Origin of the sequence: Galbibacter kalidii (genome assembly GCF_026241135.1) — a bacterium.
Lineage (GTDB): Bacteria > Bacteroidota > Bacteroidia > Flavobacteriales > Flavobacteriaceae > Galbibacter.
The window spans coordinates 14032-38956 of record NZ_JAPFGA010000013.1 but is presented as its reverse complement, the minus strand read 5'-3'; the positions used below and the strand labels follow the sequence as shown (position 1 = coordinate 38956).

At 35.3% G+C, this 24925-nt stretch carries 25 protein-coding genes; 19 read left to right on the top strand and 6 right to left on the bottom strand.

From position 1 onward, the window contains the following. Positions 1 to 5 precede the first annotated feature (5 nt). Entirely contained in the window at positions 6 to 563 is a 558-nt protein-coding gene (locus tag OOZ15_RS13420) for an NUMOD4 domain-containing protein (RefSeq protein WP_265956937.1), read from the bottom strand. 351 nt (positions 564 to 914) lie between these two features. Between OOZ15_RS13420 and OOZ15_RS13415 the strand changes: the two genes are divergently transcribed. From OOZ15_RS13415 to OOZ15_RS13400, 4 genes are all read left to right on the top strand, one after another. Continuing rightward, positions 915 to 1247 carry a single-stranded DNA-binding protein gene (locus OOZ15_RS13415; protein ID WP_265956936.1) on the top strand — a complete coding sequence of 111 codons (333 nt, stop codon included), beginning with the start codon at positions 915 to 917 and terminating at the stop codon, positions 1245 to 1247. Positions 1248 to 1856: 609 nt separating this feature from the next. Continuing rightward, positions 1857 to 2066, top strand: a complete 210-nt coding sequence (locus OOZ15_RS13410) for a hypothetical protein (protein WP_265956935.1) — start codon at positions 1857 to 1859, stop codon at positions 2064 to 2066. Beyond that, positions 2066 to 2809: a hypothetical protein gene (locus OOZ15_RS13405; RefSeq protein ID WP_265956934.1), complete on the top strand. Its 744-nt coding sequence runs from the start codon at positions 2066 to 2068 to the stop codon at positions 2807 to 2809. The genes OOZ15_RS13410 and OOZ15_RS13405 overlap by 1 nt, the downstream gene beginning before the upstream one ends. 223 nt (positions 2810 to 3032) lie before the next feature. Next, entirely contained in the window at positions 3033 to 3947 is a 915-nt protein-coding gene (locus tag OOZ15_RS13400; protein WP_265956933.1) for an Abi-alpha family protein, read from the top strand. A 178-nt stretch (positions 3948 to 4125) separates the two neighbouring features. On the opposite strand, the gene OOZ15_RS13395 is transcribed toward OOZ15_RS13400, so the two are convergent. Both OOZ15_RS13395 and OOZ15_RS13390 read right to left on the bottom strand, forming a co-directional pair. Beyond that, the gene (locus OOZ15_RS13395) at positions 4126 to 4554 is read right to left on the bottom strand and encodes a hypothetical protein (protein ID WP_265956932.1); all 429 of its coding nucleotides are present in this window, start codon (positions 4552 to 4554) and stop codon (positions 4126 to 4128) included. 178 nt (positions 4555 to 4732) lie between these two features. Further along, positions 4733 to 4927: a hypothetical protein gene (locus OOZ15_RS13390; RefSeq protein ID WP_265956931.1), complete on the bottom strand. Its 195-nt coding sequence runs from the start codon at positions 4925 to 4927 to the stop codon at positions 4733 to 4735. A 175-nt stretch (positions 4928 to 5102) separates the two neighbouring features. On the opposite strand from OOZ15_RS13390, the gene OOZ15_RS13385 reads away from it, so the two are divergent. The 12 genes from OOZ15_RS13385 to OOZ15_RS13330 all read left to right on the top strand — a co-directional run bounded on the left by OOZ15_RS13385 (position 5103) and on the right by OOZ15_RS13330 (position 15630). Then, positions 5103 to 5312, top strand: a complete 210-nt coding sequence (locus OOZ15_RS13385) for a helix-turn-helix transcriptional regulator (RefSeq protein ID WP_265956930.1) — start codon at positions 5103 to 5105, stop codon at positions 5310 to 5312. After that, a complete protein-coding gene (locus tag OOZ15_RS13380) occupies positions 5312 to 5542 on the top strand; it encodes a helix-turn-helix domain-containing protein (RefSeq protein ID WP_265956929.1) in 231 nt (76 codons plus the stop codon). Before OOZ15_RS13385 ends, OOZ15_RS13380 begins: the two co-directional genes overlap by 1 nt. Positions 5543 to 5695: 153 nt before the next feature. After that, positions 5696 to 6169 carry a hypothetical protein gene (locus tag OOZ15_RS13375; RefSeq protein WP_265956928.1) on the top strand — a complete coding sequence of 158 codons (474 nt, stop codon included), beginning with the start codon at positions 5696 to 5698 and terminating at the stop codon, positions 6167 to 6169. A 218-nt stretch (positions 6170 to 6387) separates the two neighbouring features. Beyond that, positions 6388 to 7557, top strand: coding sequence for an IS4 family transposase (locus OOZ15_RS13370; RefSeq protein ID WP_265956927.1), 1170 nt, complete (start codon positions 6388 to 6390; stop codon positions 7555 to 7557). Positions 7558 to 7954: 397 nt separating this feature from the next. Beyond that, positions 7955 to 9469, top strand: a complete 1515-nt coding sequence (locus tag OOZ15_RS13365) for an RNA-directed DNA polymerase (RefSeq protein ID WP_265956926.1) — start codon at positions 7955 to 7957, stop codon at positions 9467 to 9469. A gap of 251 nt (positions 9470 to 9720) precedes the next feature. Continuing rightward, complete coding sequence (locus tag OOZ15_RS13360; RefSeq protein WP_265956925.1) at positions 9721 to 10419, top strand: hypothetical protein; 699 nt, start codon at positions 9721 to 9723, stop codon at positions 10417 to 10419. A gap of 213 nt (positions 10420 to 10632) precedes the next feature. Continuing rightward, positions 10633 to 11400, top strand: coding sequence for a hypothetical protein (locus OOZ15_RS13355; RefSeq protein WP_265956924.1), 768 nt, complete (start codon positions 10633 to 10635; stop codon positions 11398 to 11400). Between the two features lie 259 nt (positions 11401 to 11659). Continuing rightward, entirely contained in the window at positions 11660 to 12133 is a 474-nt protein-coding gene (locus OOZ15_RS13350; RefSeq protein ID WP_265956923.1) for a VOC family protein, read from the top strand. Positions 12134 to 12147: 14 nt separating this feature from the next. Continuing rightward, entirely contained in the window at positions 12148 to 12612 is a 465-nt protein-coding gene (locus OOZ15_RS13345; RefSeq protein WP_265956922.1) for a helix-hairpin-helix domain-containing protein, read from the top strand. 652 nt (positions 12613 to 13264) lie between these two features. Further along, a complete protein-coding gene (locus tag OOZ15_RS13340) occupies positions 13265 to 14539 on the top strand; it encodes an AAA family ATPase (protein ID WP_265956921.1) in 1275 nt (424 codons plus the stop codon). A gap of 1 nt (position 14540) precedes the next feature. Continuing rightward, positions 14541 to 15062: a hypothetical protein gene (locus OOZ15_RS13335; RefSeq protein WP_265956920.1), complete on the top strand. Its 522-nt coding sequence runs from the start codon at positions 14541 to 14543 to the stop codon at positions 15060 to 15062. Positions 15063 to 15246: 184 nt separating this feature from the next. Continuing rightward, positions 15247 to 15630, top strand: coding sequence for a hypothetical protein (locus OOZ15_RS13330; protein ID WP_265956919.1), 384 nt, complete (start codon positions 15247 to 15249; stop codon positions 15628 to 15630). Between the two features lie 157 nt (positions 15631 to 15787). On the opposite strand, the gene OOZ15_RS13325 is transcribed toward OOZ15_RS13330, so the two are convergent. Then, on the bottom strand, positions 15788 to 16627 hold the full coding sequence (locus OOZ15_RS13325) for a phosphatase PAP2 family protein (protein WP_265956918.1): 840 nt from the start codon (positions 16625 to 16627) through the stop codon (positions 15788 to 15790). Between the two features lie 117 nt (positions 16628 to 16744). Continuing rightward, positions 16745 to 18841: a methionine--tRNA ligase gene (gene metG / locus OOZ15_RS13320; RefSeq protein WP_265956917.1), complete on the bottom strand. Its 2097-nt coding sequence runs from the start codon at positions 18839 to 18841 to the stop codon at positions 16745 to 16747. Positions 18842 to 19113: 272 nt separating this feature from the next. On the opposite strand from metG, the gene OOZ15_RS13315 reads away from it, so the two are divergent. The 3 genes from OOZ15_RS13315 (at position 19114) to OOZ15_RS13305 (ending at position 23423) form a co-directional block, all read left to right on the top strand. Continuing rightward, complete coding sequence (locus OOZ15_RS13315; RefSeq protein WP_265956916.1) at positions 19114 to 19473, top strand: YraN family protein; 360 nt, start codon at positions 19114 to 19116, stop codon at positions 19471 to 19473. A gap of 88 nt (positions 19474 to 19561) precedes the next feature. Further along, a complete protein-coding gene (locus tag OOZ15_RS13310) occupies positions 19562 to 20221 on the top strand; it encodes an aspartate kinase (RefSeq protein WP_265956915.1) in 660 nt (219 codons plus the stop codon). Between the two features lie 646 nt (positions 20222 to 20867). Further along, the gene (locus tag OOZ15_RS13305) at positions 20868 to 23423 is read left to right on the top strand and encodes an adenosylcobalamin-dependent ribonucleoside-diphosphate reductase (protein WP_265956914.1); all 2556 of its coding nucleotides are present in this window, start codon (positions 20868 to 20870) and stop codon (positions 23421 to 23423) included. 193 nt (positions 23424 to 23616) lie between these two features. Here the strand turns inward: OOZ15_RS13305 and OOZ15_RS13300 are convergent, their stop codons facing one another. Then, complete coding sequence (locus OOZ15_RS13300; RefSeq protein WP_265956913.1) at positions 23617 to 24924, bottom strand: TlpA family protein disulfide reductase; 1308 nt, start codon at positions 24922 to 24924, stop codon at positions 23617 to 23619. Between the last annotated feature and the right edge of the window lies 1 nt (position 24925).

The following is a 24925-nucleotide window of genomic DNA, read 5'->3' as shown; positions in this document are numbered from 1 at the left end:
TATTTTCAGGGGTTAACACTCCCCCAATTTTCACCCGACTTAATTCTGTACAATTGCATTTCTGAAATTCCGAATTGTTTTGCTATCATTTTAAGGCGTGTCCGTCTGTTGGGGTCGTTGATTTTTCTTTTTATCAGTTTTACTTTTGCTTCTGTTAGTTTTGTATAGGTTCGATGTGTTTTTCTTTTTTCTTTGGCGGCAATCATTTTCGGACTTTTACTGTTGTGTTCAGTCAGTTCTTTTCTGTTTACCCAGGCCAAATTGTCCATTCGGTTACTGGTTTTGTTGAAATCTTTATGAATTACAAACCGCTTTTGAAAAGGGTTTTCAATAAACAACTCTGCAACGGCACGGTGGATGTAGACCAAATCGTTCTTCCTGTTCTTTTTAATGGCTGTGATGGCACTATAACCTCCCACATTGCCGGGAGTAATCAATTTGCCATCCTTATCGTGCTTGTAGCTGATGACCCTTCCAAAATTTGATATTTTATAGATTTCGTTTTCTCGCCATTCTTCTTTGTGGAGATCCTTCCAGACCTCTCCTTTTAAATTAATAATCATCTTGTCTTATGTTTGAGGGGGTTAGACCCCATAAAAGTACTGTTTTTTTATCGTTTTTCATAAGGGATGGATGCTGACAGTGAATGTTTTAAGGGAAATCAATTAAGAAATCCTTTGTTTTTACTAAAGGGTTTTAATTGTTAAAAAAATGCTTTATCCCTTGTCTTTATGGGGTTTAAATCGATTTTAATACCCGTTTCCAAACGAATACAAACGATTACAACCGAAATTAAACGAAAGTAACCAAGTAAGAACCGAATAAAATTTGGAGTGTAGGCAATATTTGCAGTGTTGATTTGAATGAATGGATCAACGATTAATAAATAATAGTAATCTTTAAAAATTTTAATTATGAATACGTTAAGAAACCGAGTGCAACTGATTGGGAATTTAGGAAACGATCCAGAGATCATTAAATTGGAAAGTGGAAGGAAATTAGCAAAATTTTCTATCGCTACCAACAACAGTTATAAAAACAAAGACGGCGATGTGATCAAAGATACACAATGGCATAATATCGTTGCTTGGGGGAAGACTGCCGAAATCGCAGAAAAGTACATAAACAAAGGTAAAGAAGTGGCTGTAGAAGGAAAACTGACTACTAGAAGTTATGAAGACAAAGAGGGGGTTAAACGCTATATCACCGAAATCAATTGTAACGAACTGTTGATGTTGGGGAAGTAGGTTTCCAAAAGAGGCTGTCCAAAAAGTTGCAAATCTAGATGTCATGCTGAGCCTGTCGAAGCATAATTTATTGAAGTTCAATATGTCTTCGACAGGCTCAGACTGACAAATCAAACTCGGTAAGGGCTTTTTAGACAGCCTCTTTAATATGTTTATGCTGCTTTGTCTTTCATCAGGTCAAAGCACGGGCATTTTTTACAGCGTTTGGATTCACCTTTCGTGTATTTTTTGCAGCATTTGGACTTCAAGTTGTTTAACTTGAGTTCCTTATGTTTTTTGTTTTTCTTCTTGTCTTTTTTCTTTTTGCCCACTAGAAAAATGATTATTTCGCGGCAAATATATCTATTTAAATTAAATCTAAATAATTTTTTAACATTTTACCGCAATCAGACCAAAACCTCTTTTTTGGCTAAAAACAGCTTGAATATGCCTAAAAAGGAAAAAGGGTTATATTTGATAAGAATATATGCCGTTGTGCATATCCAACCGGTTTTAGGGGGATATGCGGTATTATATTGGGGGTATAAATAAGTTGTGTGTAATGTAAAAGAAACATTGTGGACAAATTGAAAGTTGTTTTGGAATAAAATTTGTTATATATTTATTGTTATGAGTTGGAAAGTTAAAAATTCAGTACTATACAAAGTTATTATTGGTAACACTAGAACTAAGCAAGTTTCAGGTGCATCCAAAAGAATTGTCGTAAGTAAAGACTTATCAAAAAAAGTTTATTCTAAAATAGATAATTCAGATAACTTTACCGTTAAAGGGGAGAATGGAAAAGTTTATAAAGTTAGACAATTAGTCCCTGCTAAATAATGAATATTGCTATAGTCAGTTTAGCTATTTTTTTAATAGTTTCACCAGCTATTATTGCAAGAAGGGCTTACTTCACAAAAGAGTTATCTAAATCTTTTACTTATAAAAATACCTTACAAGAAATTTTTAGTTCTATATTTCTTGCAGGATTATTACATTCCGTATGGATTGTGATAGTAGAGGGATTTGGTCATAAAATTGATTTTGATATTATATTCAAGCTATTGTTCAACCCTAATGCGATAGATGACTATGGGAATATTACTGATAATATTTATAACATAATATGCTATTTCATCTCTTTAACACTAATAGCAACAATACTATCTTACCTGTTTAGAAATATAGTAAGGTATTTTAAATTAGATAGAAAATTTAGTTTGTTAAGGTATGACAACAATTGGTATTACCTTTTTACGGGAGAGGTGTTAGATATAAAAAAGTACAGTAAAGATAAAACCATATCATCTGATGATGTAAATCAACGTGTTGTTGACATTTTGGCAAAAACAGACGAAGGGGAAATAATTTACAGAGGTAATTTAGTTGACTTTCAACTACACAAAGATAATACAGTCGAATATTTGGTTCTAAGTTACCCTGAAAAAAAGATAGGCAGTAAAACAAAGGTAATAAATAGCAGTTATTTTGTAGTTCCTTACAATGGAATACTTAATCTAAACCTTAGATATTTATCTACTACAGAGGAAAAAGAAGAGGATAAGGAGAACCCATCTGAATAAACACTACACATGACAACGGTAATCGGTTGCACAAGCTCATAAATTGTAAAATATTGATTTCCCCAGCTTCTATAAACTATAAAAAGCCACAAAATTTGGGTGATTCTACCTTAACAAAACCCAAAAAAGACCATAAAAAAGTGTTGTCATCCCGAAATGTGAAGGGATAAAAATGTATTTTAGTAATCATATAACGAATTGGGAACAATTTGACCAAAAAAAAATGAGTAACGATATAAATATAAAATCTTCAACAATTGAAAAAGGAGTCGAATTGGCAAAAGATTTCCTTGACAAATTAGTGATGCCTGCTGTTGAAGAAACAGGTTTGCTTATAAAAGAAAAAGTTACCTATTGGAAATTTAAAAATCAAGTAAAAGTATTAAACAAAGCAAAAGAGTATTGTGAAAAACACGGAATAAAACCCCATACAATTTCTTTTAAATTACTTGTTCCACTATTAGAAACTTCTTCTCTAGAAGAGGATGAAGTCCTGCAAGATAAGTGGGCAATTTTACTTTCAAATATGGTTGATTCAGAACAGAATGTTGAAAATCACGTTTTCCCTTACATATTAGGGCAAATTTCGATAAATGAATTTCTAAATCTTGAAAAAGTCGTTGCTGAAAGAAAAAAGAACGTGATAAGAAGAACTGAACTATTACATTTATTTCAAAAAGAGAGACCACAAAGAGAAATTGATTTAAAACAAAAAATTGAAACAAGGAAAGAGGAAATAGAGGAAGAAAGAGGGAATTCTAAATATGGATTTTCGGACAAATTATGGAAATTACAGAGAGAAAAATCTTCTCTTGAAATGGAATTAAGAAATATGCCGTACTCTGAAAAATCCCTAATAAGAGAAATCAACGAACCTGAAAGTGTTCCAACAGATAATCTAAAAGAATTTGAAATTTCCAACTTGATTAGGTTGGGCTTAATAAAATATGTACAAGAAGCTTTTAGTGGTTATCAATCATTAGAAATACCTAATAACAAGGAGGACGATTATTTATCTGTAGATTTTGATATTGATGTTGACTTTGAAGAAAATTATATTTTAACTGAACTTGGTGAGCTTTTTATAGATGCCTGTACGGAGAAAAAAACTGCACCCAACAATGGATGCTATAAGTAATTGCTTCTACTCGCCTACTTCTGAAAATTACTGCGGAATTTTCAGCTTGGTGTGTTCCGCCTGAGGCGGATAAGTGCTAACCCGCGCAACTACCCATGACCGAGACCGCTGCGTGATACCTCCAAAAATAAACAACCACACCCAATTACCCCTGGAGAGAAAATAAAGCAACATACACTTATCCCCACAAAACATAAACCATCGGGCAACCAAGCCCAAACAACAATGCCATACAACTGATGTAAAAGAGCCTTCTGGCAATTTTACGGTAAAGTTGGGCGGTACTGTTGTAATATGAGATCTCTTCCAACTGTACTATGCTTAAGCCTTTTTTACCATTAGGGACTTGCTTTTCCAACAGATGGTTGTAATATTTCGCTTGCCTGTCACAAATTTTAGAAACCCCTTTAAGAATTACACTTAAGGGAAAAAGCAAATAAAGATACTTTAGCCCATTATGGTAAAAAAATGATGCGGGTACATTGTTATCTGCCTGCAAAGCATAAAAGCACACATTGCCGGCTAGCATAAGTAGGAGCATTATATTATAAAGACGGTACAACCACAGTTGCCGCTCGTGTCTTTGCAATTCTTCTATAGCTTCCATAGCCGCTTTGGTTTTGATATAAATAAACTACCTCGGAGCAAGTCCTGTGAAATCCCTTTGGGAATATTTCACATGGACAAGCTCGCAAGGCATTAGAAGGAAAAACTAAAAAACATTTCGACGCAAGCCTGCCTGTTCGGCAGACAGGCGTCGGAGCATTCAAATCTCGATTATCGAGTTAAGACCGTCTTTTTTTAGCGACAGGATATGGCTGAAGCTTAGTATCCAATATTTCTTCCTTTAGTTTCTTATTGGCATTATGTAACAACTCGTTTTGGTGTTTCATGATACTTAAAAGGTCGTGCATGGCATTGAGGTTTTCCAATTGCATATAAACTAAGGCTTCTAAATCGGCTTTGGTGTATCTTTTCATTTGTATAAAAATTTAGATATTATAAATTATTGAACTAAAAATGATATATATTGCTGTATAAAGATAATAATGAATCGTTTTACGAAACTAATATAGCATTATTTACACAAATATAAAAGAAATAAATAAATTAAATTAGTGCTGAATGCAATTTAATTAGTGTAATACTATATAGATGATATCTAAAAAACACATTAATAGAATAAGAGTAGTGCTTGCCGAAAAGGATAGGACAAATAAATGGTTAGCCGAAAAAACAGGTAAAAACAGAACCACTGTTTCCCGTTGGTGTACCAATGATATGCAACCATCCCTGGAAACGTTGGTAGAGATTGCTAAAGTTTTAGATGTAGATGTAAGAGAACTATTGGTGTCTACCAAATAATGAATAGACGTATGACACCTTTAGGACAATATTTAACTAAAAAGTCGGCTAGTAAAGCAGAGATATCAAGGAAAACTGGTATTAGCAAATCCAGAATAAGTGAATTGACCCTAAATACTTCTACACAACTTAGGGCGAGGGAACTATACTTAATCGCCCTGGCCATAGATATCGATCCGGGCGAAATGTTTAAAGCGATTTTTAAAGACCTGAAACTCGAAAACAAATAAGGGGCAAAAATGGTCATAATTTGTATTTAAAGGAATTAAATTTGTACAAAATGCAGCTCATATATTCCGTTGGTCGATTATTTTAGATGTATTTTTGTTTTAAAAGAGTTTATTTTATATGTTTGGTGGTATTAATCTTAAAATTTTAATATTATGCGAAACGTAATTCAATCAAAACTCACCCAAGAAGACCAAACGGAAATCGACAAAGCCATTGACGATCTGGAAACCGTGATTAAGGGTAAACTTTCCGCACTTACAGAAGAAGAGCGGGTAAAGTACGGCTCCATTAACGAGATGAACAAGCTTTTTGTAAACAAGGTCTTTGATTATCATCAGAGCAATGCCGAATTGAGTGCCACTGAAGTGGATTGGAGTGATTTTGAAAAAGATTATCACGCCAGAATCTTTCTTGAAAGTCGATTGCAACGTTTAAGAAGTATTGCCTTCCAGATGGAAAGCACCAAGATACTTCACGATTATGACAACTATCAGGATGCACTGACAGATTATGGGCATGCCCAGTACAAAAAAGGAGCCGGGGGAAACGGATTTACCGAAAAAGTAGCGGAATTAAAACAGTTTTTTCCACGTACCCGTAAAAAAACTGATATCCCTGAAAATTAATAGTTGTTAAACACTATATGCCTCTATATCACCAACCAGGTATAGAGGCTTTTTTAGCTTCAATACCCAAACGTTTAGGTCTTTCACCCAAATTTTTAGGTCCAAACATGATATTTTTAGGTTATTTAGCAATAGCGTCCAAAACGTTTAAAAAATAAGAGGGGAGTTTTGTAACCCAAAGTTTTACCTTTGGGGTAGCAACACAAACCTCCCCTCTAATGGCAAATCTAACGTTATTTTCCCAGATTATATCAAAACTGGAAAGGCACCAGTTTAAAAAACTCGTAGACAAACACCAAAGCGATAAGCACCAAAAAGGTTTCAACAGTTGGGCCCACCTAGTGTCGATGCTGTTCTGTCAATTGGCCAAGAGTCAGTCCGTCAGGGATATCAGTAACGGGTTGCGCTCAGCCACAGGCAATCTGAACCACTTGGGGGTGCAAAAGGCACCTTCCAAGTCCAGCGTGAGTTATCAAAACAAGCACCGCAGTTGGGAACTGTTCCGTGATTACTATTATGCCCTGCTTCAGGGTTTGGGACAGCATCCGGGCTATGGACGCACAAAGTTCCGCATCAAAAGTAAGATATTCCTTTTGGACAGTAGCTCCATAGACTTGTGCCTGTCAGTATTCGATTGGGCCAAGTACAAGACTACCAAGGGCGCAGTCAAGATGCACACGCTACTGGACTATGATGGCAATCTGCCTGCCTATGTGAACCTGACCGATGGTAAAACCGGAGACAACAGAGGGGCTTACGACATCCCTTTGGTTAAGGACAGCGTGATTGTGGCCGACCGTTATTATAACGATTTCAACCTGTTGAATATTTGGGACAGCAACAAAGCCTTTTTCGTGGTCAGGCACAAAAACAATCTCAAATTTCATACTGTAAAGGAGCTGGAACTGCCTGAGAACAGATATCAGAACATCTTAAAAGATGAAATCATCGAACTGGGACGGAGGGATTCCAAGGATAAATATAAAGGAAACCTCAGACGGGTGGCTATTTGGGATCAAGAAAACAAACAGGTCATACAGCTGATCACCAATCATCTGAAATGGTCGGCAAACACCATTTCTGAACTTTACAGGGGACGTTGGCAGATAGAGGTTTTCTTTAGGGAAATCAAGCAGTTGCTGCACATCAAATCCTTTATAGGCACAAGCCCCAATGCTGTATGGATACAGATATGGACAGCCTTGATAACCATACTCGTCCTAAAGGCCCTCAGGGCCATGGCCAAACACAAATGGCACCTGTCCAACCTAGTGGCCTTTATCCGTTTAAACCTGTTCGTGAAGATTGAGCTACAACGATGGTTGGACAGACCTTTTGACAGGCCTCCGGAACCGCCTCCAAAATATGCACAGGGGGTTCTTTTTTAAAAACAGCCATTATCTCATAACAAGCCTATTAAAATCACCTGTTTTTATCGTATCGAAAAACGTTTTGGACGCTATTGGTTATTTAGCTAAACGTTTAGGTTCGGGACCCAAACGTTTAGCTCCGTAGCCTAAAACTTTAGGTCTCTTTGTTAAAACTTTAGCTCCGGAACCTAAAACTTTAACGATGGAACCTAAAAGTTTAGCCTTTTTACCTAAATGGGACATCTTTTCACCTAAAAACAGCTTGAATATACCTAAAAGGAAAAAGGTTATATTTGATAAGAAATATATGCTATTGTGTATATCCAGCTGGGTTTTTTGGGTATGCGGTATTATATTGGGGATATAAACGAGTTAGCAGCAAGCAGAATAGAAACATATTGAAACATTCAAAGAATTGAAAACCTTATTAGAACTTACACATACCGAAGCGAGAGATTATTTTCTTAAAAAAGAAAATTACTCAGACATTGACCTTCCAAAATACTATAATTTTCAGCCTTTATTAGATGCACTTTCAAATGACTCGAATGTTGACAATATCCCCTTAGATAAAGCAAAAAGACTTAATAATGTAAATTACAAGTTGCTGACAAATAAAGATGGGAAGTATGCTTGGAGACCTCTACAACTTCTAAACCCTGTAATTTATGTTAATTTAGTTAACAAAATCACTAATGAGCATAATTGGAAAATCATCGTAAAAAGGTTTCAAAAATTTCAAGAAAACAAAAATATTAACTGCTATAGCATACCGCTAATATCAAAGAAAAATGACAGAAATGACAAAGCAATTACAATAATAAATTGGTGGCAACAAATAGAACAAAAATCTTTAGAGCTTTCATTGCATTTTGACTGTTTTATGAATACAGACATCACGGATTGTTATGGTTCAATCTATACACATACAATTCCTTGGGCATTACACGGAGAGAAAGTAATAAAAAACGATTTTTTAAATCCTTCTAAACCCAAAATAAAATATTTGGGAAATGAGATTGATAGAAGAATACAGGCTATGCAATTTTGCCAAACAAATGGTATTCCTCAAGGAAGTGCATTAATGGACTTTATAGCAGAAATAATTTTAGGATATGCTGATGCTAAATTATCTTATAAAATAAAAAACTATAATAGGAAAGAATCAACAAACAGAATTGAAGATTATCACATTCTAAGATATCGTGACGATTATAGAATTTTCGCAAATAATCAACAAACTTTAATAAAGATTGCAAAGCTCCTAACAGAAACTTTATTTGAGCTGAGTTTCAAGCTCAATTCTCAGAAAACTTATCTTTCAGATAACATTGTTAAAGATGTAGTCAAACCTGACAAATTATATTGGAATGAGGCGAAACAAGGTGAAAAATCCTTGCAAAAACATTTATTTCTTATTCACAACTTAGCAGAAAAACATCCTAATTCAGGTAGCTTAACAACTGCCTTGGTGAAATTTTTAGAAGAGCGAGTTTATCCTATAAAATTATTCAAGGAAGAAAACTCAAAAGTTTTGGTTAGTATTTTAGTAGATATAGCATTTAAGAATCCAAGAACTTATCCTGTAATAACAGCGATTTTAAGTAAAATTTTGTCGTTGGAAATTAATAAGGAAATAGTAGATGAGATATTTGATGCAATCGAAAATAAATTTGATAAAATACCAAATGTTGGACACTTGCAGGTTTGGTTACAGCGATTAACAATCAAAATTGATAGGAACAAAAATTATACAGAGAAGCTTTGTAAAAAAGTAGTAAATGATAATTCTAATATTTGGAATATCGAATGGATAAGTAATTCAAAAACCAAGGATGCGTTTAGCGAAAATTCGATAATTGATGAAGGTAAAATTGATGAGATGGAACAAGTTATAGAACCAAAGGAAATTAAAATATTTGGATATTAAAAATGCCAGCAGATAACAATGGTAACCGATTACACAAGCCCATAAATTGTAAAATATTGACAGCCATAGCCATTTTTTAAGACCTGTTGGTTAAATTTGAAATGCCACATGATACCCCGAAGGATACGGGGATTCGGCAGCGGGGATTTAGGCGATTTATAAGGAATATATGCCATTGTGTATATCCAACCGATTTTGGGGGGATATACGGTATTATATTGGGGATATAAACAAGTTAGCTATAATTATAAATGAACATCGAGAATACATTAGACACAAATACTTCTCAACTCTTATCTGAATTAAGAAAAGAAGTTGAAATCGATTTTCAACAAAAGGATATCAATTATTGCGAAGTCTTTACTCAAAACGGAAAATCAACAATTTTTTATAATCCGAATATTATAGACAATGAATCAATTGCTCACGAATTACTTCATATTTGGTTGAATAAATTCAATTACGTTATTGGTAATCATATATTCTTATCGTTTCAATCTGATTGGAAATTAAGTAAAGTCTTTAATAAGTTTCTTTGTGATTACATTGAGAATTGTTTCGACCATTACAAAATGTATCCGAAATATTTGGAAATGGGTTTTAGTCCTGAGAAATTTATAATGAACGGACTTGATGTAAAGTGCTCAATTGATGATATTAAAAAACTACATCTAAAATTTTTGAGTAAATATAAACCTGACTCAATAAATCGATTTATTGGATATCTTATCTCAATTTACGCTGACCACGTTGATAACAACTATGATGAACATCTTAAACTACTTGAGAAAAAAGAGCCTGAATTATTTAGAATAGTAACTGATTTTTGGAATAAATGGGTTGAGTTTGATATAGAAGATATAGATGCAATTTATAATTCTGGCATTGGACTTGCGGAAAGTTTTATGTCCGAAATGGAAGATTGGATTAAGTTTAAAAAACTAAAATAACTATAGCTAACATCGGTAACCGTTGCACAAGCCCGTAAATTGTAAAACATTGACTCCCATAACTTCTAAAACTATAAAAAGACACAAGCATGGGTTGGTTCTTCCTTAACAAAACCCAAAAAAGACAATATGAAAGTGTTGTTGTCCCGAAATGTGAAGGGATAAAAATGTATTTTAGTAATCATATAACGAGTTGGGCACAATTAAAACCGAATGAACAAACTTCTCATTTTACTTTTCTGGATTTTATTAGTTGGTTGCTGTCGAGAACCAAAGTTGTTGAAAAACGGACTGACTAAAAGTGCAAGTCAAATAACCGAATACACAATCCTTATAAAAAGAGATTCTCTAAACAATGAAAGTCAAGATACTTTGATGTTAAGAGAAAAAATATATAACGATAATCATCAAATAATCAACCTTTTTCAAAGAACGTTTTTTGACAATGAAAAAATGGAAATTAATTACAGCTATAACGAATTAAATAAAATCAAAAAAGAAGTTGTTAAAATGTCTACCGATAGTTTACCATTTATGGTTAATTACAATTACAAAGACACTCTACTTTATCAATCAAAAGCGATAGTAAATTACCCAAATGAGAAATTCGAACAAATCGAAACTTACTATTACCGAAAAGATAACACGAAAGAAAAATCCAAAACAACTCAACTTTTTATCGATTTAAAATCTTCAGACACAATAAGAAATTCTGTTTCAACGACCTACTTTGACAAAAATGAAATAGCCACTAAAGTTGAAACTGTTCATAAACCTGACTCAAAAAGAAACCGAAAAATAGTGTACGAATACGATTGTCAAAAACTAATCGGACTAAAAGAGTTTAACGAAAACGACTCATTAATTTCAACATTTAAATATGAGTACGACTTGGACAAATTTGACAATTGGATTGCAAAAAGAATTTACGAAAACGGAAAAATAGATAGACTTTTAACCCGAGAAATTGAATATAAATAACTTTGCTAAACTAAGGGTTGCACAAGCTCGTAAATTATAAAATTTTAACATCCATAACCACTTTATAAGACTTGTTGGTTAAATTTGATGTGCCACATGATACCCCCAAAGCTTCGGGGGAGCGACAGCGGGGGTTTGGGTGAAAAAGGGTTATATTTGATAAGAAATATGTACTATTGTGTATATCCAACCGGTTTTGGGGGATATGTGGTATTATATTGGAGATATAAACAAGTAGGCAACAACCAAAACAGAACTTATGCAAAAAACAATATTCATCGGAATTTTAGCCTTATTTACTCAATTTGGTCATTCTCAAGAAAGAACCGAACCAAACCCAACTAAAAAAAATATGGAAAAAACATCAATTTTAGGTCTAAGAACCACCATTTACAAAGTTAATGACATCGAAAAAGCACGAGATTGGTACGAAAAAGCATTTGAAACAAAAGCCTATTTTGACGAACCTTATTATGTTGGTTTCAATATTGGTGGCTACGAATTGGGACTTCAACCAGAAGAAGGAGCAAAAGGCGAAAAAATAGAAAGTGTTGTTTCTTATTGGGGAGTTGAGAAAATCCAAGAAGTTTACGACCGACTTATAGCATTGGGAGCAACGGAAAACGAAAAACCGTATGATGTGGGAGGCGAAATAATGACCGCAACGGTAAAAGACCCATTTGGAAACGTAATCGGACTGATTTACAACCCACATTTCAAACTAAAAGGGTAATTAAATACGGAGTTTTGAAAAGCAAAACAAACATAAAGTTGGAACTTTCCGAGACCGAAAGAAAAAATCTGCGTCAGAATAAGATTAAAAAGTATGAGATTTTAGAATATGCTTCAGACGAATTAGCAGTTTTGTTAAATGTTTCAGAGGTCAGAGCAAAGGAAATTTATGCTATAGCCGACTTTCAACAAATTCCCTCAATCGGAATTGAGTTTGCGAAAGATTTGGTTTTTTTAGGTTATTACAGCATTGAGGAATTGAATGGAAAAAGAGGTGCTGAATTGACTGACCTCTATGAAAAAAAGAAAGGCTACCAAACCGACCCTTGTGTTGAAGACCAATTTAGATTGGTAGTTGATTTTGCTAAAAATAGGAATTATTCAAAAAAATGGTGGGACTTTACCAACGAAAGGAAAAAGTACAGAGACGAGTTCGGATACCCAAAAGACAGACCTGAAAAAATTGGACAAAAGTATTAAACGAGGGAAATGGCAGTTGCCAACAGCGGCTATAAAAAATAGCTCCTAAAGGCTTAACCCGAAGTTTTTTGTATTTTTAAAACCAATATGGCAACTCGGAAAAGTTTGCGTGTACTTGCACGCTACTTTTCATAGCCGCAACCCGTTACCAAAAATTTAAAACGAAAATGAAAAAAACTTACTTTATATATTTAATAATTATCGGAAATATTGTGCTTATGATTTACAATATTTCGAAAGTTGACTTTGACAATCTTCAGGAAATACCTTTTAGTATTATTTCGAATGTCATTTTAATTATCGCAATGATAATTACAATGCTAGTTATAATGAGAGATGCAGAGAAAAATAATAATCAAAATTAAAAAGTTAATAAAACGAAATGCCAACATTGGCAACCGCTGCACAAGCTCGTAAATTATAAAATTTTAACATCCATAACCACTTTATAAGACTTGTTGGTTAAATTTGATGTGCCACATGATACCCCAAAGCTTCGGGGGAGCGACAGCGGGGGTTTGGGTGAAAAAGGGTTATATTTGATAAACAATATATGCCATTGTGTATATCCAACCGGTTTTGGGGGATATACGGTATTATATTGGGAATATAAATAAGTTGTACCACATTAATACTGAGAAACACATAGTAAATGGAAAAAATATTCTTAAAAAACTATAAAGGATTCAAGCATCAAATTGTAAACCTTGTTGATATGAATTTTTTAGTAGGAGAAAATAGTACTGGAAAAACATCATTTTTAAAAGTAATTAATCTATTATCGAGTACTGAATTTTGGTATTCTTATGAATTTAACAATAATGAGGTAGAGCTTGGTTATTTTGAAGAGATAATAAACAAACAAACTGAAGATAATTTTTTTCAGATTGGTATTGAAAAAAACGTTGAAATTAATGATGAAGGAGAACAGGGCTTATTTAGAGTAATTTTTGAGTTTAATCAAATCAATTCAGTTCCCACATTAAAACAAATTAAAGTCAATATTCTAGAATTTGATGTTCTAATTAAGTTCACAAAAAAACAGATTAACTACAGATTTAAAAAGCAAACCAATTTAGATTTCGAAAATTGGGTTATAGATTTTAATTTTCAAAAAAAATATAAAATTCTATCTCTACCAAGGAATATGCTTCCAGTATCATTACTTATTCATTTCATAGAAAGAGAAATTCAAAATAATCGTAATAAGCTAATTTCTAGGAGATCATTTGGTAACGATCTTCTCTATTCTAATTATAAATGGTTAGCTCCTATTAGAGCAAAAGCGAAGAGAACTTATGATTCTTATAAAATTAAGTTTTCACCTGAAGGAGATCATATTCCCTCTATTTTAAGACAAATTCTAACAAGTAAATCAAATCGAGAAAAAAATAAAATAATAAGTGCATTGCAAAAATTCGGTAAAACTAGTAACTTATTTGATGAAATTGAAGTTAAAGAATTGGGTAAAAGAAACAGCTCACCATTCGAAATTATTATTAAATATGATAATATTGAGGTAAAATTACCTAATGTTGGTTATGGTGTTTCACAAGCTCTTCCATTAATAATTGAAATTTTATCTACAGAAGATACTTGTTTCTCAATACAACAACCAGAAGTACATCTTCATCCTAAAGCACAATCAGCTTTTGGGAGTTTTTTATTTAATGCTATAAAGGTTGATAAAAATAAATTTATTATAGAAACTCATAGTGATTTCACAATTAATCGTTTTAGATATAAATTACACTCAGAAAAAAAAGAAGTGAATTTTAATTCAAAAGTTTTGTTTTTTGAGAGAAGTAAAGATGGAAATAAAATTACGGATATATCTATTAATAAAGATGGTTCATATAAAAGCAAAGTACCAACAAGTTATAGAGATTTCTTTATTGACGAGGAACTTAAATTATTAGAATTATAATATGGCTATAATAATTGATACTAATTCAATCGCTAACGTTTTTTCTCCATCATCACATAAACATACAGAGTTCAAGCCGGTATTAGAATGGATTTTAACAGGAAAAGGTATAATGATATATGGTGGCACTAAATACAAAAAAGAGTTAAGCAAAACACCTAAATATTTACCAATTATTAGACTTTTAAAAGACGTGGGAAAGGTTATTGAAGGATGTAATGAAAATATAGATAAATTACAGAAAGAAATAGAAAATAAAAATGACGATACTGACTTTGATGATCCTCATCTCCCTGCAATAGTAGTAGATACTAAATGTAGAATAATATGCTCTGAAGATACTAGATCGATTAATCACGTAACAAATAGAAAGTATTATCCAAATAATTTTAAATTACCTGTATTTTATACTTCAAAAGTAAACTCTAACTTATTGCAAGACAAGTATGTTGACAAAAGTTTAAAACCACTTTGTAAATTAAATAAACTACATAGTGAAAGAATAAAAAGAATATTAAAATAAAACGTGGTACAACAACGGGTTGCACAAGCCTGTAAATTGTAAAATATTGGCACCCATAGCTTCTATATGCTATAAAAAGGCACAAGCATGGGTTGGTTCTTCCTTAACAAAACCCGAAAAAGACCATAAAAATGTATTTTTAGTAATTATATAACGAGTTGTAAAACATTTACCAAACCAACTAATGGAAAAGACCTTTTTTAAAAATCAAACATTTCAAATTTTGATAATAGTAGCACTTGGACTTCTAATATGCTGGAATTTATACACTTTTTTAATTTCTAAAAGTCTGATTGCACTAATCCCTACGATTATACAAATAATAGTTCTAGTTTTAGTATTGATGAAACATAAGCATGCCAAAATGGGGATAAATGTTTGGGCCGTAATATTAATGCTAGGAGGCGGACTTGTAATTATTGGAAAGACAATAAAATTATTGATTGGTGATGATATTTCTGATGGGATCGCAAAGTTGGCCTTGAACGTGCTAATATTTATAGCTGGACTTGCCATCTATAATTTCAATCAAAAAACTGTGGAGGTAAAACAGACGGACGAAAAATGACGGAGTAAAAACGTTTTACAACAAAACCTATATATAACCCGATAAAGCGGATTTGCAATCCGTGTATGGATAATGCATGATGCGAAAAATATTTCTGCGCTATATGGAATTTTTATAACCTCGCCTACGCTTGTACTTAACCGTTATAATAACACCCCTAAAAACAAGCCACCACCCCCAATTGCCCCGGGGAGAGTTTAAGGTTCCAACTCACATTTTTATGTTGCCGGTTGTATTTTTCACTGTATCGGGAATCCAAATACCGATCAATAGCCTCAACGGTAAAGATGCTAATGGCAATACTTAAGGTCATATCACTAAGCCAATGTGCTCCTTCCCATAATCTGGATACTCCCGGAACCAAGCCAACGGTATATAACCCGGCTTTTACCCACGGATTTTTAAATTGTTTGGCGATGGCATAAGCATTGGTAAAAGCGAGAATAGCATGTCCGGAAGGAAAAGAATGATAGTCTTTATCGCTGGAAAAGGGATGAAAAGTGTTTTTATCGTCACCACTTCTTGGCCTTGCCCTTCCGAAGGCATATTTGCTGGCTTGTTGTAACAATCCGGCAGTGGAGGCAGAGGAGATAAGAAGCACCCCTGCTCGTCTTAGTTTTTCATTTTTGGTGATCAGACCGGTTAAATAAACAGCGCCGGTGAGCATATAATTGTTTTGCGGACTCCCGTAGTACCATCCGTAATCCCGCACAAGCTCAGGGATGTCTTCTTTTTGGTTTTCAAAAAAGGTTTTGGCATTGCTGTCTATGGTGTAGGCAAGTAGTGTTCCTGTGGCTACCCCTCCAAATGTCGACCAATTATCAGAATCCCAATGAAAAGGACGGCTGTATGCATATCCTATTCCACCAAAAACACTTCCCATATCATAGGTGAACTCTTGCCAGGTATTTTTGTCGGTCGTTGTTTTTACATTGGATTGTGAAACGACCAAAAACGGAAAAAGTATAATGATGATGATATTGATAATCAGTTTCATCTGTTCATATTTATTTGTTTTTCAACGGTCAGATGTAATGCCCCGATTATCATATCGGTTGGTGTTTGAAAAACCGGTTATGGGCATTTCATAATAACGTCAGGTTGTACACCTTTTTTAGTTAATGGTTACCCCATTTTGAGTGCCGTCTTCATCCGGATTGATGAAAACAAGTTTTCCATCTTTGTTTTCGGTCATTAAGATCATACCTTCACTTTCTACACCTCTTAGTTTTCTCGGGGCGAGATTGACCAAAACGCTTACTTGCTTTCCTATAATATCTTCGGCATTAAAACTTTTTGCGATCCCGGAAACAATGGTGCGTACATCAATACCAGTATCAACTTTCAAAACGATAAGTTTATCGGCTTTTGGCATTTTTTCAGCTTCAAGAATAGTCCCTACACGGATATCGAGTTTAGTAAAATCGTCAAAAGTGATGGTGTCTTTTTGTGGTTCAGTCATTGCTTTCTCAGTTTTTGTTTCAGCTTCATTTGCTTTTTTGGTGGCTTCAAGTTTTTCCAATTGTTTCTGAATCTCTGCATCCTCAATTTTTGAGAAGAGCAAAGATGCTTTTTCAATCCTGTGCCCTGCCGGAAGTAACACTTCTTTTTCAACTACATCATTCCATTGTGGAGCTTCACTAAGTGTATTGAAAGCTAGCATTCCTTTTAATTTTTCTGAAGTAAAAGGTAAAAAAGGTTCGCTTAGCACGGCAAGTCCTGACGCGATTTGCAACGCCACATACATAATCGTTTTTACACGCGCCTCGTCTTCTTTGATGACTTTCCAGGGTTCTTCATCAGCCAGATATTTGTTTCCGAGTCTGGCGAGGTTCATCAACTCCTGGGAAGCTTCCCTGAAACGATATTTTTCAATAGAAGTGGAAAGGATTTCCGGATATTTTTTCAATTCCTGAAGAGTTTGCTTGTCAATCGTTGACAGTTCCTCTGGTTCGGGAATAATACCATCGTAATATTTGTGTGATAAAACAACCACCCTGTTGATGAAATTTCCGAAAATGGCCACCAACTCATTATTATTCCTCGCCTGGAAGTCTTTCCAGGTAAAATCATTGTCTTTGGTTTCTGGAGCGTTAGCGGTGAGTGTGTAGCGCAATACGTCTTGTTTTTCAGGAAATTCTTCCAAATATTCATGCAGCCACACCGCCCAGTTTTTGGAAGTGGAAAGTTTTTGGCCTTCCAGATTTAAAAATTCGTTGGCCGGTACGTTTTCGGGCAATATAAAATCGCCGTGAGCTTGTAGCATAGATGGGAAAATAATACAGTGGAAAACAATATTGTCTTTTCCAATAAAGTGGATCAGTCTGGAATCCTTCCAATAAGCTTCCCAGTCTTTTCCTTCTTTTTCTGCCCATTCTTTTGTGGAGGAAATATAACCGATGGGCGCATCAAACCAGACATAAAGTACCTTGCCGTCAGCTCCTTCTACGGGAACGGGAATCCCCCAATCGAGGTCGCGTGTCACCGCACGTGGTTTCAATCCTTCGTCAATCCAACTTTTTACTTGTCCGTAGACATTGGGTTTCCAATCATTTTTATGTCCTTTGATGATCCATTCCCTTAAAAAAGTGTCGTATTGGTCTAAAGGAAGGAACCAGTGCTTTGTTTGTTTCAGGGCAGGGATTGAGCCTGTGATAGCCGACTTCGGATCGATGAGGTCGGTAGCGTTCAACGAACTCCCGCAATTCTCACATTGATCGCCATAGGCACCCTCAAAAGAACATCTTGGGCAAGTACCGGTCACGAATCGGTCGGCGAGGAATTGCTGTGCTTCGTCGTCATATAATTGTTCAGTGACTTCTTCAATAAAATTCCCGTCTTCATAGAGTTTTTTAAAGAAATCGGATGCTGTTTTATGATGAATTTCTGCTGAAGTACGCGAATAATTGTCAAAAGAAATCCCAAAATCCTGAAACGATTTTTTGATGATCCCGTGATATTTGTCGATGATCTCCTGTGGTGTCACCCCTTCTTTTTTAGCTTTCATGGGAATGGCAACACCGTGCTCGTCACTTCCGCAGATAAAGGCCACATCTTTTCCTTTCAATCTCAGGTAGCGCGCATAAATATCTGCCGGAACATAAACACCCGCCAAATGACCAATATGGATAGGGCCATTGGTGTATGGCAATGCGGCAGTAATCGTAAATCTGTTTTTGTTTTGGGGAGTATCGTTGTATTTCTGTGACATTTTCAAATTTTGATCAAATGACAAAAATAAGGATTTTCAATGGAGTAGAATGATATTTGATTGAGTGAAATTTACCCGTATTTAATTTTTTAATTTGAGGGATGCCAATGCATAACTTTTGAATGAAAAACAAGATTGAAATTGAACTCATTTTGCAGGCGATAGGGAAATCTTGAATGAGTTCGTTGATTAAAGTCGGTTATTTTTATCGCATTTAAAACGAAAATTATCTATCTTGATCGCTGAATTTAATCTATTTAAAGCGATGAATTATGGCAGAACACAACGATTTTGGTGAAAAAGCAGAACAAATGGCAGCCGATCATCTTCTGAGTCAGGGATACGAAATCCTGGAGCGAAATTATCGCTTTGGTAAAGCAGAGGTCGATATCATAGCCCTTAAAAATGATTGTTTGGCTGCTGTAGAGGTAAAAGCGCGGAGTTCGACTTATTTTGGTGAACCACAGAGTTTTGTGAGCAAGAAAAAGATACGTTTACTGGTCAAGGCCGTTGATCATTATGTGGTAAAAAATGATCTTGATGTGGAGGTACGTTTTGATATCATAACCGTTTTGAGGATCAATAAGATGCATGAAATAAAACATATTGAAGATGCTTTTTATCATTTCTAAATGTTATAAATAAAACATTTAGTGTTATTTTTTGCTTTTAAGGAAAAGATGGTTTAATTTTACCCCTGTAAAAAACCAAAACCAGACAATGAAAACAATTTCTTCAGTAGTTGAAAACTACATCAAGTCCAAGCCTTTTTTACAAAGTGCATTGGCGCAGGGCATCATTAACCTCACCTCACTTTCCAGAAATATCAAACCGGAAATTGAAGAACAATTAGGGAAAGAAGTCCGAAACGGAGCCATAGTCATGGCTTTAAAAAGATTATCTTCTGAACTTGAATTCAGGGCTACACACCGAATTTTAAAAGTGCTGAAAAATATTGGGGAAATTACGGTACGTTCTTCCTTGACCGATTACACCTTTTTGGTCTCAGACACCATACTCAACAAGCAGGCAAAACTTTTACAGGAGGTGACCGAGAATAAAGATGTCTTCTATACGTCTTCACGTGGGGTAAACGAAACCAATATAGTGGTGAGTAATTCAATGAACAACGTGGTAGAAGAGATTTTTAAAGATGAAAAGCGCACTCAAAAAGTGGATAAACTATCTTCAATTAGTGTAAAACTTCCTGAAGAAAATGTGATTATTCCGGGGATTTACTATTTTATTTTTCAACGATTGGCATGGGAGGGTATTATTTTACACGAAGTAATATCCACCACTAATGAGTTTACCATTATTGTAGGGGAAGAACAAATAGACAAAGCCTTTAAAGTGATAAAAGATCTAAAATCTTTGTAGAGCATTGTTTTTTGAATAAGGCATAATTACTAGCTTTAAAAATCAATTTAAAAACCGCTTTCTTTAGCGGTTTTTTATTTTCTTCAATGAAATGATATTCAAAACGTTTTATTGAATTTTTGATTGCTGAGACTTGAATGAAATATCAATGTTTGGGATTTGGTTCCGGCCTACGATAAAAACATTGAAAATCAAGGAAGCAGCGGTGGCATGAAGATAAAAATCTGTTTGAGTTCCGCCCTAAGGTGGAATGAGTTATTTTTATCTGTGGCTGGGGGTTCCGTAGTATTTTCTTATGTTTTTATCGTCAGCCTAGACTTTTTTGGGCGATGCAAAAAAGAATAAATGAAAATTTATTTATGTCGGAATTGGTTTCTCTCAAGGAGAGTTGTGATAATAATAGAGGGATCCCTTCTATTCTTAAAATTATACCTCCCGTACAAATAAAATCCAAAAAAGATTCAAAAATTGTTAACTTTTTGATGTTTATAAATTTTTATTTTTCTGATTATCAATATCTTGTTCATAAAAATGTGTTAACTTTAGAAAAATAAACACAAGTTGTGTTTAAATTAATTGTAGCTTTATACTCCCTTATCTGTACCATACTTCACTTTTTTCACTTTTTAACTCATAAATATTAGTTATGCAGGAAACTACTATTACAAAACCACAAAAAACATATACGCAAGAAGAAGCGGTGGCGGCTTCTTTAAAATATTTTAAGGGCGATGACCTGGCGGCAACGGTCTGGGTAAATAAATATGCATTAAAAGATTCTGATGGCAATATCTACGAACGCACACCGGACGATATGCACCGTCGTATTGCTAAAGAATTGGCTCGGATAGAAAAAAAATATCCAAACTCGTTAAGCGAAGATGAACTTTTCGACTTGATGAAAAATTTCAGATATATAGTACCGCAGGGAAGTCCGATGGCCGGCATCGGGAACCCGTATCAAATTGCATCCCTGTCCAATTGCTTTGTGATTGGAAACGACGGGAAGTCTGATTCTTATGGTGGGGTCTTGAAAATAGATCAGGAACAGGTACAGCTGATGAAACGCCGTGGAGGTGTAGGTCACGACCTGTCCCATATCCGTCCCAAAGGTTCTCCTGTAAAGAATTCGGCCCTGACTTCAACCGGAATAGTACCGTTTATGGAACGTTATTCAAATTCCACTAGAGAAGTAGCCCAAGACGGACGTCGCGGTGCATTGATGCTTTCAGTGTCGATCAACCACCCCGATTCAGAAGATTTTATAGACGCCAAAATGCAAGAAGGAAAAGTGACCGGAGCTAATGTTTCCGTTAGAATTGACGATGCATTTATGAAAGCAGTGGAGTCTTCAGGTAAATATACCCAAAAATATCCTATCCATAGTGAAGTACCCAAATATAGTAAAGCGATAGAAGCTTCAGAACTTTGGGGAAAAATCGTTCACAATGCATGGAAGTCAGCCGAACCCGGAATTTTATTCTGGGATACCATTACTAGGGAATCGGTGCCGGATTGTTATGCCGATTTGGGATACCAGACAGTTTCTACCAACCCTTGTGGTGAAATTCCGTTATGTCCTTATGATTCCTGTCGATTGCTGGCCATCAATTTGTATTCATATGTAAATCATCCGTTTACCGATAAGGCTGTTTTCAATTTTAAACTGTTCAAAAAACACGTGGCATTAGCACAGCGTATGATGGATGATATTATAGATCTCGAACTGGAAAAAATAGATGCTATCTTAGCAAAGATTGATGCCGATCCCGAGGGTGAAGAAATAAAAGGTGCGGAGCGAAGTCTGTGGTTGAATATCCGCAAAAAAGCTCAAGAAGGGAGAAGAACCGGAATTGGAATCACTGCCGAAGGCGATATGCTTGCCGCTTTGGGATTGCGTTACGGAACAAAAAAAGCCAATCAATTTTCTGTTGAAGTACACAAAACTATTGCATTAGAAACCTACCGGGCGTCGGTACACACAGCCAAAGAGCGTGGGGCATTTTCAATTTTTGATGCTGAAAGAGAGAAGGACAACCCTTTTATCCTTCGCCTTAAAGAAGCTGATGAAAAATTGTATTATGAAATGTTGGAATACGGCCGAAGGAACATTGCTTTGTTGACCATTGCGCCAACAGGAACTACCAGTTTAATGACTCAGACCACTTCCGGGATCGAACCTGTTTTCTTGCCGGTTTATAAGCGAAGAAGAAAGGTAAATCCTAACGATAAAGACGTGCGCGTTGATTTTATAGATGAGGTAGGCGATTCTTGGGAAGAATACGTGGTTTTCCACCATCGTTTTAAGGAATGGATGGAGATCAAAGGTATCGATACAGCAAAAAATTATGACCAGAAAGAATTAGATCAACTGGTAAAAAAATCACCTTACTACAAAGCCACTTCCAATGATGTAGATTGGTTGAGCAAGGTGCAATTGCAAGGAGCAGTGCAAAAATGGGTGGATCATTCGATCAGTGTGACCATCAATTTGCCAAATGATGCTTCTGAAGAATTGGTAGGAAAACTGTACTTGGAAGCGTGGAAAGTGGGCTGTAAAGGCGTAACGGTATATCGGGACGGATCGAGAAGTGGTGTTTTGATTTCCAATGATGATAAAAAAGATGAAGCCGACGACAATACAGGGGATATTTTCCCAACAAAGCGTCCGCAGACCCTGGAAGCTGATGTGGTCCGTTTTCAAAACAACAAAGAAAAATGGATAGCCTTTATCGGATTGATAGACGGAAAACCTTATGAAATATTTACCGGACTTGCCGATGATGAAGATGGGATTTTATTACCCCGTTGGGTCAACGATGGATTGATCATTAAAAACCGAGACGAAAATGGGGTTTCCCGCTATGATTTCCAGTACGAAAACAAAAGGGGGTATAAAACCACTATTGAAGGTTTGTCGCATAAGTTTGATCCTGAATTTTGGAACTATGCAAAACTGATCTCCAGTACGCTTCGCCACGGAATGTCGATAGAAAAAGTAGTGGATCTGATCAATAGTTTGCAGTTGGATAGCGAATCGATCAATACATGGAAAAACGGAGTGGCACGGGCCTTAAAGCGTTATGTGCCCAATGGAACAGAGGCCAAAGGACAAAAATGTATGAATTGTGAAGGCACAAACCTGATGTATCAGGAAGGATGTCTGACATGTAAAGATTGTGGGTCGTCCAAATGTGGGTAAATTAAATAATGATTTCAAAAAACGGGCTTGTCTAGGTCTAGTCCTTAGTGAATTTGATTTGTCACCCTGAGCTTGTCGAAGGGTCATCGAAGGCATATTGAACTTCAATAAATTATGCTTCGACAGGCTCAGCATGACATCTGGATTCACAACTTTTATACAACCCCGTTCTTTATTTGGTTCCTATCGAAATTTAGGATTTGATAAGTGTTTTAAGCTTCTTTTTCAAGTCGTCCAGACTTTCCGGTTTTGCTACGATTTTTTTGTCAACATCAAGGATGATATAAGTCGGCGTTTGCATCACCCCGTAGGTGTTAGACACCGGATTTTCCCATTTTCCTTCTCCAAATACGTGAATAAAACGGGGATAGGCTTTGATACTTTCTTTCCACGGAAGATCGCCATCCTCCAATCCGAATGCAATGACCTGTACGGTGTCTGTATCGGTTGTTTGTAAAAAAGTTTTTACTTGAGGGAGCTCTTTCAGACAATGTGAACAAGTACTGCTCCAAAAAATGAGAAGGTAATGTTCAGCATTGTTCAATTCGCTCATCATTTCGGAATCTCCAAGATCAAAGTCGGGGGCTGTAGCTCCGATAGCCGTATTTTGATAGGTGTTGATATCAATCAAAAGCTTTTTGTCCCCAAACTCTTCTGTCAGCGATTTCAAATAATTGTCTGCGATATAGTTGGCAACCGGCATATTGTTGTCTTCAGAAAAATGATACCACATTTTTTCAAAGATGGATTTTTTCAGTAGTGGGTTATCTCCGGCTTTGGCCGCAATACGATCGATATTTTCAAAATAAGTTTCCGATTGCGTACTGTCCGCAAATCGAATGGTATAGATCAGAGAAGCGTTTTTCAGGTAATCTGAATTTTGAAGAAAAGGATCGTTAAAGTCAATATGGTCAAAAAAGTGTTCCTTTTCCAGGTTTTTAAAGGTTTCCAAATCGATTTTATGCAAAGGAATGGGAAGCCTTCCGGTTCTGATATAATGATGGACGATCATGCCTTCACTTTGTTTTTCATAATCGTTCTGTATGTTTTCAATAGCTTGAAATGCGTTTAAGAACGTTTTTTTGGATATATCAGGGTCGAAAGTGGTATTGATTTCCTTTTGAGCTTCATCAATCTTTGCCTTGTATTCCTGAAGGATCATATTTTCTTTTGAAGCGGAAAAAGAAGCTCCTTTTTCATATTCAAAATGGAAGACAACATCTTCACTTCCGTTATATAAAAAATCAAAATAATATTCGTCTTCGGGAAGGCCACATACAATGCGGTACATGCCGGGTTCCAATGATTCCGGAAGCGTAAGGGAAACCGTGCCGTCACTTTCAATAGAGGTATAAGAGACATATTGTGGGAAACTCACCTCAACCTTATACAAAAAGGCTTTGCTGTATTTTTCCGCCGGGGCAAAAGTTCCGGAAATGCTATGTTGTGAGAGGGTTATAAATGGTATGAAAAGTAAAAAAAATACAATTTTTTTCATCATG

What these genes read in the sequence shown, in the direction of transcription:
- OOZ15_RS13420 (WP_265956937.1), bottom strand. Translation starts at nt 563, where the DNA reads ATGATTATTAATTTAAAAGGAGAGGTCTGGAAGGATCTCCACAAAGAA.
- OOZ15_RS13415 (WP_265956936.1), top strand. Translation starts at nt 915, where the DNA reads ATGAATACGTTAAGAAACCGAGTGCAACTGATTGGGAATTTAGGAAAC.
- OOZ15_RS13410 (WP_265956935.1), top strand. Translation starts at nt 1,857, where the DNA reads ATGAGTTGGAAAGTTAAAAATTCAGTACTATACAAAGTTATTATTGGT.
- OOZ15_RS13405 (WP_265956934.1), top strand. Translation starts at nt 2,066, where the DNA reads ATGAATATTGCTATAGTCAGTTTAGCTATTTTTTTAATAGTTTCACCA.
- OOZ15_RS13400 (WP_265956933.1), top strand. Translation starts at nt 3,033, where the DNA reads ATGAGTAACGATATAAATATAAAATCTTCAACAATTGAAAAAGGAGTC.
- OOZ15_RS13395 (WP_265956932.1), bottom strand. Translation starts at nt 4,554, where the DNA reads ATGGAAGCTATAGAAGAATTGCAAAGACACGAGCGGCAACTGTGGTTG.
- OOZ15_RS13390 (WP_265956931.1), bottom strand. Translation starts at nt 4,927, where the DNA reads ATGAAAAGATACACCAAAGCCGATTTAGAAGCCTTAGTTTATATGCAA.
- OOZ15_RS13385 (WP_265956930.1), top strand. Translation starts at nt 5,103, where the DNA reads ATGATATCTAAAAAACACATTAATAGAATAAGAGTAGTGCTTGCCGAA.
- OOZ15_RS13380 (WP_265956929.1), top strand. Translation starts at nt 5,312, where the DNA reads ATGAATAGACGTATGACACCTTTAGGACAATATTTAACTAAAAAGTCG.
- OOZ15_RS13375 (WP_265956928.1), top strand. Translation starts at nt 5,696, where the DNA reads ATGCGAAACGTAATTCAATCAAAACTCACCCAAGAAGACCAAACGGAA.
- OOZ15_RS13370 (WP_265956927.1), top strand. Translation starts at nt 6,388, where the DNA reads ATGGCAAATCTAACGTTATTTTCCCAGATTATATCAAAACTGGAAAGG.
- OOZ15_RS13360 (WP_265956925.1), top strand. Translation starts at nt 9,721, where the DNA reads ATGAACATCGAGAATACATTAGACACAAATACTTCTCAACTCTTATCT.
- OOZ15_RS13355 (WP_265956924.1), top strand. Translation starts at nt 10,633, where the DNA reads ATGAACAAACTTCTCATTTTACTTTTCTGGATTTTATTAGTTGGTTGC.
- OOZ15_RS13350 (WP_265956923.1), top strand. Translation starts at nt 11,660, where the DNA reads ATGCAAAAAACAATATTCATCGGAATTTTAGCCTTATTTACTCAATTT.
- OOZ15_RS13340 (WP_265956921.1), top strand. Translation starts at nt 13,265, where the DNA reads ATGGAAAAAATATTCTTAAAAAACTATAAAGGATTCAAGCATCAAATT.
- OOZ15_RS13335 (WP_265956920.1), top strand. Translation starts at nt 14,541, where the DNA reads ATGGCTATAATAATTGATACTAATTCAATCGCTAACGTTTTTTCTCCA.
- OOZ15_RS13330 (WP_265956919.1), top strand. Translation starts at nt 15,247, where the DNA reads ATGGAAAAGACCTTTTTTAAAAATCAAACATTTCAAATTTTGATAATA.
- OOZ15_RS13325 (WP_265956918.1), bottom strand. Translation starts at nt 16,627, where the DNA reads ATGAAACTGATTATCAATATCATCATCATTATACTTTTTCCGTTTTTG.
- metG (WP_265956917.1), bottom strand. Translation starts at nt 18,841, where the DNA reads ATGTCACAGAAATACAACGATACTCCCCAAAACAAAAACAGATTTACG.
- OOZ15_RS13315 (WP_265956916.1), top strand. Translation starts at nt 19,114, where the DNA reads ATGGCAGAACACAACGATTTTGGTGAAAAAGCAGAACAAATGGCAGCC.
- OOZ15_RS13310 (WP_265956915.1), top strand. Translation starts at nt 19,562, where the DNA reads ATGAAAACAATTTCTTCAGTAGTTGAAAACTACATCAAGTCCAAGCCT.
- OOZ15_RS13305 (WP_265956914.1), top strand. Translation starts at nt 20,868, where the DNA reads ATGCAGGAAACTACTATTACAAAACCACAAAAAACATATACGCAAGAA.
- OOZ15_RS13300 (WP_265956913.1), bottom strand. Translation starts at nt 24,924, where the DNA reads ATGATGAAAAAAATTGTATTTTTTTTACTTTTCATACCATTTATAACC.